9 protein-coding genes and 2 riboswitches are annotated in these 11,215 nt (G+C 64.5%); of the genes, 1 reads left to right on the forward strand and 8 read right to left on the reverse strand.

The genetic code is table 11. The annotated features are described in order from the left end of the window. Nucleotides 1–34 precede the first annotated feature (34 nt). Genes AC07VY_RS23235 through gcvT form a run of 4 tightly spaced genes read right to left on the reverse strand, consistent with a single transcriptional unit; the run spans nucleotide 35 to nucleotide 5,119 of the window. Entirely contained in the window at nucleotides 35–649 is a 615-nt protein-coding gene (locus tag AC07VY_RS23235) for a YitT family protein (protein ID WP_495099563.1), read from the reverse strand. Between the two features lie 46 nt (nucleotides 650–695). Continuing rightward, nucleotides 696–3,578 carry an aminomethyl-transferring glycine dehydrogenase gene (gene gcvP / locus AC07VY_RS23240; protein ID WP_495076490.1) on the reverse strand — a complete coding sequence of 961 codons (2,883 nt, stop codon included), beginning with the start codon at nucleotides 3,576–3,578 and terminating at the stop codon, nucleotides 696–698. Between the two features lie 19 nt (nucleotides 3,579–3,597). Further along, entirely contained in the window at nucleotides 3,598–3,969 is a 372-nt protein-coding gene (gene gcvH, locus AC07VY_RS23245) for a glycine cleavage system protein GcvH (RefSeq protein WP_495076491.1), read from the reverse strand. 25 nt (nucleotides 3,970–3,994) lie between these two features. Further along, nucleotides 3,995–5,119 carry a glycine cleavage system aminomethyltransferase GcvT gene (gene gcvT, locus AC07VY_RS23250; RefSeq protein WP_495099564.1) on the reverse strand — a complete coding sequence of 375 codons (1,125 nt, stop codon included), beginning with the start codon at nucleotides 5,117–5,119 and terminating at the stop codon, nucleotides 3,995–3,997. A 51-nt stretch (nucleotides 5,120–5,170) separates the two neighbouring features. Then, nucleotides 5,171–5,294, reverse strand: a riboswitch (glycine riboswitch). 9 nt (nucleotides 5,295–5,303) lie between these two features. After that, nucleotides 5,304–5,403, reverse strand: a riboswitch (glycine riboswitch). Nucleotides 5,404–5,451: 48 nt separating this feature from the next. Between gcvT and AC07VY_RS23255 the strand changes: the two genes are divergently transcribed. Beyond that, nucleotides 5,452–6,315 carry an HDOD domain-containing protein gene (locus tag AC07VY_RS23255; RefSeq protein ID WP_495099565.1) on the forward strand — a complete coding sequence of 288 codons (864 nt, stop codon included), beginning with the start codon at nucleotides 5,452–5,454 and terminating at the stop codon, nucleotides 6,313–6,315. A gap of 66 nt (nucleotides 6,316–6,381) precedes the next feature. Here the strand turns inward: AC07VY_RS23255 and AC07VY_RS23260 are convergent, their stop codons facing one another. The 4 genes from AC07VY_RS23260 to AC07VY_RS23275 form a co-directional block, all read right to left on the reverse strand. Next, nucleotides 6,382–7,659: an amidohydrolase family protein gene (locus tag AC07VY_RS23260; RefSeq protein ID WP_495099566.1), complete on the reverse strand. Its 1,278-nt coding sequence runs from the start codon at nucleotides 7,657–7,659 to the stop codon at nucleotides 6,382–6,384. Between the two features lie 92 nt (nucleotides 7,660–7,751). Then, on the reverse strand, nucleotides 7,752–8,381 hold the full coding sequence (gene upp / locus AC07VY_RS23265) for a uracil phosphoribosyltransferase (protein ID WP_490590242.1): 630 nt from the start codon (nucleotides 8,379–8,381) through the stop codon (nucleotides 7,752–7,754). A 21-nt stretch (nucleotides 8,382–8,402) separates the two neighbouring features. Next, entirely contained in the window at nucleotides 8,403–9,680 is a 1,278-nt protein-coding gene (locus AC07VY_RS23270) for a URC4/urg3 family protein (protein WP_495099567.1), read from the reverse strand. Continuing rightward, complete coding sequence (locus AC07VY_RS23275) at nucleotides 9,677–10,960, reverse strand: GTP cyclohydrolase II (protein WP_495099568.1); 1,284 nt, start codon at nucleotides 10,958–10,960, stop codon at nucleotides 9,677–9,679. The genes AC07VY_RS23270 and AC07VY_RS23275 overlap by 4 nt, the downstream gene beginning before the upstream one ends. Nucleotides 10,961–11,215 lie beyond the last annotated feature (255 nt).

Consider the following 11,215-nt stretch of genomic DNA (forward strand, 5'->3'; position numbering starts at 1 on the left):
GGCAAGCATGCAGGCCTCTTTTTTGCATGCTTCATCACAACACCGCGTACCGCCCAGGCCGGTGGTTCACCCAGATGAACAGGTTCATTACCACTGCTGCCAGCACCGAGTAGGCCACGCGGGCGGGTTCTATGGCGGTGAGAGCCAGCAGGACGATGCCGCAATCTATGCCCATCTGCACCTTGCCGGCGCGCCAGCCGTAGGTTTTTTGCAGGTACAGGGTGACGATGGTGGCGCCGCCCAGGCTGGCGCGGTGGCGGGCCAGAAACAGGCAGCCGGAACCAAGTAGCAGGCCTCCCAGCACCGCTGCATAGGCGGGGTGCAGTCTGTCTATTGCGAATAGGCTGGGCGACCATTCCACCATGGCCGATAACAGGCTGATGGCGATGAAGGTCTTGAAGGTAAATTCGCGGCCCATGCGCGTCCAGGCAAACCAGTAGAACGGCAGATTGATCAGAAAGAACAGCTTGCCCAGGGTGACATTAGTGGCGTAGTGCAACAGAAAGGCCGCCCCAGCTGTGCCGCCGGTGAGCAGCCCGACCTGGGCAAATAATATCAATGCCAGAGACACAAACAGGGTGCCGGTGAAGATGGCTTGCGCATCTTCAAACGGTGTGTGGATGTGGACCGGTGGGGCAGGGGTGTTCATGCCCTTACCCTCAGCAGGATCTGTGCCGCGCATGCCTTCGCGGATTTCAGGCGTAGTCCGCTACCGGCACGCAGCTGCAGAACAGGTTGCGATCGCCATACACGTTGTCCACCCGGCCCACGGGCGGCCAGTACTTGGCCTGTTTCAGCGATGCCAGCGGGAAGGCGCCGATTTCGCGCGCATAAGGACGGTCCCACTCTGCGGCTAGCAGGCTGGAGGCGGTATGGGGCGCGTGTACCAGAGGGTTGTTGTCGCGCGGCCAGGTGCCGGCTTCGACCTGGCGGATCTCCTCGCGGATGGCGACCATGGCGAAGATGAAGCGGTCCAGCTCGGCCAGGGTTTCGCTCTCGGTGGGCTCCACCATCAGCGTACCGGGCACGGGGAAGCTGAGCGTGGGGGCGTGGAAGCCGTAGTCGGCCAGGCGCTTGGCCACGTCTTCGGCGGTAATACCGCAGCTGTCCTTGATGGGGCGCAGGTCCAGGATGCATTCGTGCGCCACGTGGCCGTTGGCGCTGGCGTACAGAGTGGGGTAGTGCGCCTGCAGCTTGGTGCTGACATAGTTGGCGGCCAGGATGGCGGCTTCGGTAGCGTGTTGCAGGCCCTCGGCACCCATCATGCGGCAGTACATCCAGCTGATGGGCAACACGGATGCGTTGCCCAAGGGTGCCGCGCTGATTGCGCCGATGCCGTGGTTGTTGTCGCCGGCCGTGGCGTGGCCGGGCAGGTAGGGGATCAGGTCTTCGACCACGCAGACCGGGCCAACGCCGGGGCCGCCGCCGCCGTGTGGGATGCAGAAGGTCTTGTGCAGGTTCAGATGGCTGACGTCGCCGCCGAATTCGCCAGGCGCAGCCACGCCGACCAGGGCGTTCATATTCGCGCCGTCCACATAGACGCGGCCACCATGGCTGTGCACCAGGGCGCAGAGTTCTTTTACCTGGGTTTCGAACACGCCGTGCGTGCTGGGGTAGGTGATCATCACCGCCGCCAAGTGACTGCTGTGCTGCTCGCATTTGGCCTGCAGGTCGGCCATGTCTACGTTGCCATTCGCATCACAGGCGGTAACGACCACGGTCAGGCCGGCCATCTGGGCGCTGGCAGGGTTGGTGCCGTGGGCGCTGGACGGGATCAGGCAGATATTGCGCTGGCTTTGGCCGTGCGCATCGAAATAGGCCTTGATGGCCAGCAAGCCGGCGTATTCGCCCTGGCTGCCGGCATTCGGTTGCAGGCTGATGCCCGCGTAGCCGGTGGCCTGGCTGAGCCAGGCGCAGAGCTGGCTGTTCAGCTCGGCATAACCCAGGCGCTGCTCGGGCGGGCTGAAGGGGTGGATGTTGGCGAACTCGGGCCAGGTGACGGGCATCATCTCGCTGGTGGCATTGAGCTTCATGGTGCAGCTGCCCAGCGGGATCATGCTGCGATCCAGCGCCAAGTCCTTGTCGCTAAGCGCGCGGATGTAGCGCAGCATGCCGGTTTCGCTGTGGTGGGTGTTGAACACCGGGTGTGTCAGGAAGGCGCTGCTGCGGCGCAGGGCTTCGGGGATCATCACCTCCACGCTGTTTTCCAGCTCGCTCAGGCGCGGCATGGGTTCGCCGGGCTTGACGAAGAAGGACCACAGCATTTCGATATCGCCACGGGTGGTGGTTTCGTCCAGCGAGATGCCCAAATGGGTTTTCAAGCGAAAACGCAGGTTGGCGCAGGATTGCTGTGCGCGGCTAGCTATCAAATTGGTAGCGTCACCGGTTTTGACGGTGATCGAGTCGAAGGCGTATTCATTGGTTACCGCGTAGCCCATTTGCTGCAGGCCGCGCGCCAGGATGGCCGTCAAGCGGGCCACGCGCTCGGCGATGCGGGTCAGGCCTTGCGGGCCGTGGTACACCGCGTACATGCTGGCCAGCACGGCCGGCAGCACCTGGGCGGTACAGATGTTGGAGGTGGCTTTTTCGCGGCGAATGTGTTGCTCGCGGGTTTGCAGCGCCAGGCGGTAGGCCGGGTTGCCGTGCGCGTCCACGCTGACGCCCACCAGGCGGCCGGGCAGCGAGCGCTTGAACGCGTCGCGGCAGGCCATGTAGGCGGCGTGCGGGCCGCCGTTGCCCATGGCCACACCAAAACGTTGGGTACTGCCAATGACGATGTCGGCGTCCCACTCACCGGGGGGCACCAGCAGGGTCAGGGCCAGCAGGTCGGCTGCCACGCAGACCGCTGCGCCGCTGGCATGGGCCACGCCCACCAGGGGGCGCAGGTCGTGCACCATGCCGTTGGTGGCCGGGTACTGGGCCAGCACGCCGAAGAAGTCACCGCTGGCCATCAGCTGGGGCAGGGTGATGACGGCGGTGCTGACCTTGACTTCAATACCCAGCGGCTTGGCGCGGGTCTGGATGACTTCGATGGTTTGCGGATGGCAGTCGCCCGCCACGATGAACACATTGCTCTTGCTTTTGGCGCTGCGCTTGGCCAGGGCCATGGCCTCGGCGGCGGCGGTGGCCTCGTCCAGCATGGACGCGTTGGCAATCGGCATGCCGGTCAGGTCGCAGACCATGGTTTGGAAGTTGACCAGCGCCTCCATGCGGCCTTGCGAAATCTCGGCCTGGTAGGGCGTGTAGGCGGTGTACCAGGCGGGGTTCTCCAGGATGTTGCGCTGGATCACGCCGGGGGTGTGGGTACCGTAATAGCCCTGGCCGATGAAGCTTTTGAAGACCTGGTTCTTGGCGGCAATAGCCTTCAGCTCGGCCAGTGCTGCCGCCTCGGTCACGGGCGCTGGCAGATCCATTGGCGTGCTGCGCGCGATGGAGCGCGGCACGATGCCGTCAATCAGATCCCGGCGCGAACTGGAGCCAATCACTTCCAGCATCAGGGTTTCGTCGGCAGCGTCGATGCCGATGTGGCGGGCGATGAATTCGCTGGCGTTTTCTAGTTCGTGCAGGGAGGTCGTCATGGGGCAGGTCTAGGGAGGGTTAGGCGTTTTGGCTAAATGCGTTGTAGGCGGTTTCGTCCAGCAGGGCGGCGACTTGCGATGCGTCTGACAGCTTGACCTTGAAGAACCAGCCAGCGCCCAGTGGGTCGGTGTTGGCCAGAGCAGGGTCGGCGCGCAGGGCTTCGTTGACCTCGGTGATCTCGCCGGAGACAGGCATGTACACATCGGCCGCGGCCTTCACGGACTCGACCACGCCGGCCACGTCTTTTTGCGCGAAGCTTGCGCCGACGGCGGGCAGGTCGACGAACACTACGTCACCCAATGCGTCTTGCGCGTGGTGCGTGATGCCGACGGTGGCGGTGTCGCCCTCGATGTTCAGCCATTCGTGGTCTTCGGTGTACTTGATGCTCATGGGGGTGCTCCTGTAAAAAGTTGAATTAACCGCGAAAGTAATTGTTCGGGGTGAATGGCATGGACGTGACTTCCATCGGCACGATTTTGCCTCGCACGATGGCGTTGATACGGGTGCCGATGGTGGCAAATTCTGGCGCCACGTAGGCCATTGCAATCGGCTTGTCTACCGTGGGGCCAAGCAAGCCGCTGGTGACTTCGCCAATTGCGTTGCCTGCGGTGTCCTGCAAGGCTGTGTGTTCACGCACCGGGATACGTTCCAGTGCCATCAGTCCCACACGTTTCTTGGTTGTAGTGCCTGGTTTACCTGCGAGTTGCGCTAGTATTTTGCTAGCGCCTGGGAAGCCGCCTTCACGCGCGCCACCAGCGCGGCGTACTTTTTGCAGGGCCCAGTTCAGGCCGGCTTCGATGGGGGTGGTGCTGGTGTCCAGGTCGTTGCCATACAGGCACAGGCCAGCTTCCAGGCGCAGCGAGTTGCGTGCGCCCAGGCCTATGGGTTGGACTTCGGGCTGGGCCAGCAGAGCGCGGGCCAGTGCCTCGGCCTGGTCTTGGTGTACCGAAATTTCAAAACCGTCTTCGCCGGTATAGCCACTGCGGGTCAAGAAGCAGGGGATGCCGGAAACAATGAAATGGCCGCCGGTCATGAACACCAGCTTTTCCACGCCGGGCGCCAGGCGCGACAGCGCGTCTACAGCCTTGGGGCCTTGCAGCGCCAGCAGCGCCATTTCCGGCATGGGGATGACTTCGCAATGCAGGCTGATCCGGGCCTGGATGTGGGCAATGTCCGCTGCTTTGCAGGCACCGTTGACGACGACGAAGATGTCATCTTCCGCCTGCTTGAAAAACATCAGGTCGTCGCGGATGCCGCCCTCGTCGTTCAGCAGCAGGCCGTAGCGCTGCTTGCCTACGGGCAGGTCGATCACGTCGACTGGCACCAGGGTTTCAAAGGCCGCAGCGGCATCGGGGCCGACCAGGCGCAACTGGCCCATGTGGGATACGTCGAACAGGCCGGCGGCGTTACGCGTGTGGTGGTGTTCGGCCATCAGGCCGGCCGGGTACTGCACCGGCATGCTGTAGCCAGCGAAGGGCACCATGCGGGCGCCGAGCTCCAGATGCAGCGCGTTGAGGGGAGTGAGTAACAAATCGGCCATGGCGGTTCTTTCGGGGACACACAATCGGATCATGGCCTTTGACGGCCATGTGTGGTCCCCGCTGTCCGCTTTACCTGAGCGATTCGCCGGGCCGGCCTTGCGGTGGTGCAGGCCGACTGCGGGTTGCGCCTTCGGTGAGTCCGCTCGGGGCGGACTTCTCTCCAGTGGGGTGACGTTTGATGAGAAACGCTTGTCAGTCCTTTTGCCTGAGCGTTCAGGCCCACGTAGCGGGGCCCTGCGCCTTCGGCGGTTTTCGGATGAAAACTCTCTCCTGACGGGGGGGATTCTACCCAAGCGCAAGTCGGCATAATTCCGTGGACTAAGGGGGCGCGATGCAGCTGGCAGACATAGACCGAGAACTGGAAACCGCCAAGGCCAAGGGCGCCGTGCGGGATATCGTGATCCCGCCGTGCCCCCAGCTCTTGCTGGCGCTGCAGGGCGAAGTGCGGGGCGGCGACCCCGACCCCGCCGCCATCGCCCGCATTGCCAGCCAGGACGTGGCCATGGCGGCGGCGCTGATACGTTATTCGAACAGCCCGCTGTTTGCCCGCTCGCGCCCGGCCCGTACCGTGGGCGAGGCCATCGCCATGCTGGGCGTGAAGCAGACGGTGGGCGTGCTGACCGGCTTCTTTACCCGGCATGCGATCCGCGTGGATGCGGCCTTGCTGGAGCATTTCTGGGAAACCTCGACCCGCCGATCCCTGGCCATGGCCTATATCGCCCGCCATCTGTACGGTGTGGATGCCGACGTGGCGCAGACCTGTGGCCTGTTCTGCCATGTGGGCATACCGGTGATGTTGCAGGGCCTGAAGGGCTATGCCGGCACCCTGGCCGAGGCCCTGGCGCGGCAGGACCGCAGCTTTGTGGCAACCGAGAACGCCGCCCACAAGACCGACCACGCCGTGGTGGGCGCGCTGGTGGCCAAGACCTGGAAGCTGCCGCCCCTGGTGACGGCCGCCGTGCGCCTGCACCACGACTTCGACATTCTGCCGGTGGCCAGCGTCCCGCCCGAAGTGCGCTATCTGGTGGCCATGCTGTTGCTGGCCGAGCACTTGGTGGCCCTGCATGAAGGCACGCGCGAGTCGGACGAATGGGCCCGCCATGGTTCGGCCTGCATGTCGCACCTGCATATCGACCAGGCTGAGCTGCAGCACTGGGCGGACGATCTGCATCCGGTGTTTGAAAACCTGGCCTAGTTTGCTATCAAGTTAATAGCTTCTTACGCAGGTATTACCTGCGCAAGAGGCCTGTTTCGCATAAGTTCATGGACGCAGCATCCAGTCGGTTTGGCTGGGCCGGCCGGGCAGGTGCAGGCGGGCGGTGGTGGCCGGCGTCTGGGCCAGCAGCTGGCCACGGCGGTAGACCTGTAGGCGGGTGGCGCGCAGGCGAATCGCCTCGATCGGGTCTTGTGCCTGCAGCAGCACAAAGTCTGCGTTGCAGCCGGCCTCCAGGCCATAGCCTTCCAGCTGCAGAATCTTCGCCGGGTTGGCGGTGACGGCCTGGAAGCACTGGCGCATGGCGGCCTGGCTGGTCATCTGCGCTACGTGCAGGCCCATGCTGGCGACTTCCAGCATGTCGCCGCTGCCCAGGCTGTACCAGGGGTCCATGGCGCAGTCCTGGCCGAAGGCGACGGTCAGGCCCTGGGCTAGCATCTCGGGCACGCGGGTCATGCCACGGCGCTTGGGGTAGGTGTCGTGCCGGCCTTGCAGGGTGATGTTGATCAGCGGGTTGCTGATGACGTTCATCTGCGCCTCGGCCATCAGCGGCAACAGCTTTGACACATAGTAGTTGTCCATGCTGTGCATGGAGGTCAGGTGCGAGCCGGTGACACGGCCGTGCAGGCCCAGGCGGTTGGTCTCATGGGTCAGGGTTTCGATGTGGCGCGACAGTGGGTCGTCTGACTCGTCGCAGTGCATGTCCACCAGCTTGCCTTGTTCTGCGGCCAGCTCGCACAGCAGCTTGACGCTGAGCGCGCCGTCGGCCATGGTGCGCTCAAAGTGGGGGATGCCACCGACCACGTCCACGCCCATCTGCAGCGCGCGCTTGAGTTTGTCCATGCCGTTCGGGTCGCGCAGCACGCCGTCTTGCGGGAAGGCCACCAGCTGCAGGTCCAGGTAGGGGGCGACGCGGCGGCGCACCTCCAGCAGGGCTTCCACGGCCAGCAGGCGCGGGTCGCAGATGTCCACATGGCTGCGGATGGCCAGCAGACCGTGGCCCACGGCCCAGTCGCAGTAGGCCATGGCGCGGTCCACCAAAGCCTCTTGCGTGAGATGGGGTTTGAGCTCGCCCCACAGGGCAATGCCTTCCAGCAAGGTGCCGCTTTGGTTGACGCGGGGCTGGCCGTAGCTCAGAGTGGCGTCCATGTGGAAATGCGCGTCCACAAACGGTGGGCTGACCAGCAGGCCCTGGGCATCCACGGTCTGCTGCGCAGCGGCCTGCAGGCCGGGGCTGACTTCCACAATCTTGCCGTCCTGTACCGCGATGGACATGCCGCTGCGGCCGTTGGGCAGGGTGGCGTGGGTGACGAGTAAATCCAGCATGCACATTCTTTCAAAAACACGGATCGCAAAGCTGTGTTAGGTTTGCTATCTATTAAATAGCTGCCGGCGCAATGGATATATGCGCTGGCGGCTTATTTTGTGCCGAAGATGCGGTCACCCGCATCGCCTAGACCGGGCAGGATGTAGCCGTGGTCGCTGAGCTGGCGGTCGATGGCGGCGGTGTAGATGTCGACGTCCGGGTGGGCGGCCTGCAGCGCGGCCACGCCTTCGGGGCAGGTCAGCAGGCAGACGAACTTGATGGACTTCGGGTTCAATTCCTTGAGGCGCTCCACGGCTGCAATGGCCGAGTTGCCGGTGGCCAACATCGGGTCCACGATGACGATGTCGCGCTCGTGCATTTCGCTGGGCATCTTGAAGTAGTACTCCACGGCCGTCAGCGTTTTCGGGTCGCGGTACAGGCCGACGTGGCCCACGCGCGCGCCCGGCACCACGCTGAGCATGCCTTCCAGAATGCCGTTGCCGGCGCGCAGGATGGAGACGAACACCAGCTTCTTGCCGTCGATGACCTTGGCGGTCATTTTCTCCAGCGGGGTTTCGATCTCGATGTCCTGCATCGCCATGTCACGCGTGACCTCGTAGGCCATCAGGCTGGACAGCTCGTTGAGCAGGCGGCGGAAGGTGTTGGTGCTGGCGTCCTTGCGGCGCATCAGCGTCAGCTTGTGTTGCACCAGGGGGTGGTTGATCAGGTGTACGGTGCTCATGGTGTGCTCTTCGATTCCAAGTTAAAAAACGGTGCCGTCGCTGACGATGTTCAGAGGCGGTGTGCCGCCACGCAGGCGCTGTGCCAGCACTCGGCCGGCGGCCCAGGTGCCGCCTTCGAGCACGCAGGCCAGGGGCATTTGCTCAGGCGTCAGGCCCAGCTCGGCGCGCACCAGCGGCGCCAGCTCGTCCAGCAAGGCCACGGTCAGCGCGCGCCATTCGACGATGCATTCATCTCCCGCGGTATGCGTCTGGCCGGCCAGGGCCGGGTCTTTCCAGCCCAGCACGCCGCCGTCCAGCAGCAGGCCGCCGTTGCGGTATTCGGGCAGGCCGGTGAGGGCGTCCAGGCCGGTGACGGGCACGTCGGCCCATTCCAACGGCTCCAGCAGGGAATAGCTGAGCCACTGCGACAGCTTGTGGAAGGGCATCCAGCCGGCACTTGCGCCCTCGCCGGGCACGGCGCTGTGGCGCCAGCAGTCGCCCAGCGCGATCTCGCTGCCATCATCTGTTTTGATAGCGTTCTGCGCAGGCCAGATGGGCGATAGCGTGGTGAGCAGTGCCACCAGAATGGCGTGGGCCGAGACGGTGGGGGTGTCGGTATTCACGGGCACCAGGTAGTCGAACAGGCGGCCCGGGCGGCACAGGCCGCCGGCGCCACCAAATACCTCGGGCTGGACGGCAATCACCGCGCCCAGGCGGCGTAGCAGTGCGGCGCGGCCTTCCAGCCCGACCAGCGGGTTTTCCACCCCGACCTGGAAGGCATCGCCCAACTGGCGCGCTGTGATGGCCTGCAGGCCCTCGGCGTCGGCCTGGCAGGGCTGCATGGGTTTGCTGGAAAACAGGCCCTTGGTAAACGCGTTGTAGCTGGCCACGCCCAGGCCTTCGGAGCGGCTATAGGTTTTGCCGGTGCGCGGGTCGTTGTAGTGCCAGTCGGGGCCGGCGCCGGCATCCAGTAGCACGCTGACGATGGCCAGGTCGATCTGCGAGCGGGCACGTTTGGCAACCGATACCTTGCCCAGCTCTTCGTTGAGCAGCTCCACGCGCTTTACGCCACCGGCCTCGAAATGGCGCCAGCGGCTGTGGTACGGGATGTCCAGCGTGGGGTAACGTTCGCGCGTCACCTGGGCCACCAGGGCTGCGGTGGGTTGCAGGGCGGCATCCGCCACCGTGAAGTAGGCGGAGTTGCCGGCGCGGGCCCGCGCCAGCAGGCCCCGGGCCCGTTCGCGTACCGCTTGTGTAGAGCGTAATAGGGCGCTAGCGCAGGCAGCATCTGCGCTGGCAGCTATCAAATCCATAGTCATTCAGTGAGTCCACGGCCTTTGGCCTTTTTCAGTTCTTCGGCGTCCGGCACAGCGCCGGGGGTGAAGTAACCGGCCGCCATTTTCGCGTCCATTTCGACCTGGGCGTCGGCGGGGATCATGTGCTCGGGGATATTGATGCGTTTCACCACCTCGATGCCGGCGCGGGTGATAGCGTCGTATTTCATATTGCTCATGGACACCAGGCGGTGGATCTTGCGTATGCCCAGCCAGTTCAGCACGTCGGGCATGAGTTCCTGGAAGCGCATGTCCTGTACGCCGGCCACGCACTCGGTGCGGTTGAAGTACTGGTCGGCCGTGTCGCCGCCGACCTGGCGTTTGCGGGCGTTGTAAACCAGAAATTTGGTGACTTCGCCCAGGGCCCGGCCTTCCTTGCGGAAATACGACACCAGACCTACGCCGCCGCGCTGCGCGCCCTGTATGCATTCCTCGATGGCATGCGTCAGGTAGGGGCGGCAGGTGCAGATGTCGGAGCCGAATACGTCCGAACCATTGCATTCGTCGTGCACGCGCGCGGTGAGTTCGACCTCGGGGTTCGCCAGGTCGCGCGGGTTGCCGAAGATATAGGCGGTCAGCCCGCCGATGGGCGGCAGGAATACCTCCAGGTCGCTGCGCGTCACCAGCTCCGGGTACATGCCGCCGGTTTCCTCGAACAGCACGCGGCGCAGCTCGGACTCGGTGCAGTTGAAGCGCTTGGCCACTTCGGGCAGGTACCACACCGGCTCCACGGCCACCTTGGTGACCATGGCGGCGCCGCTGGCGTTGAGGAACTTGCCGTCGGCCTGCAGGCGGCCGGATTGCAGCGCCTCGATCACCTCGGGCAGGATCACATGGGCCTGCGTCACCGCGATGGTGGGGCGGATGTCGTAGCCCGCCGCCAGCTCGGCTGCGAATTCGGTGGCGATGGTGGCGCCCCAGGGGTCCATGGCGACGATGCGGCCCGGCTCGCTCCACTGCGGGTAGGGGCCGATCACGTCGGTCGGCATGGTGTTGGTCAGGTCCGCCCGGTGTTTGGGCGACAGGCCGCCGGAGGCCACGGCCAGCGCGCGGTAGATGCTGTAGCTGCCGCTGTGTGTGCCGATCACATTGCGGTGGCTGCGCTTGGTGGTGGTGCCGACCACCGGGCCGCGCTCGGCGGCGGTGGCCGCGGCCCAGCGTATCGGCAGGGCGCCGTAGCCGCTGGCGTGCGAGGTCAGGCGGATGTGGCTGGGGCCCGCCGGCGCGGCGGGGGCAGGGGAACCGGTGGCTACGTCAACAGGCATGGGGGCATCCTCAAAAAATCCAATGTAGCGATGGGCAGGCCTTCTGGCAAGCAGGGTACACGCTATGCATTTTGTGTGCCGGTGGCTGGGTTTCTAGGCAGGGTGACCACGCCGAAAGACTATGTCAGTGCTATGGATTAAATAGCTGCAGGCGAAGATATATCCTGCGCTAGAGGCCTATTTTTAGGCCATGTCTGAATTAGCTGTTGAAAGTTTAGCGTGCGTCGCCTAGAGTGAATCTGCCCCCGGCCAGAC

The sequence above is a fragment of the Rhodoferax sp. GW821-FHT02C08 genome (genome assembly GCF_059421805.1).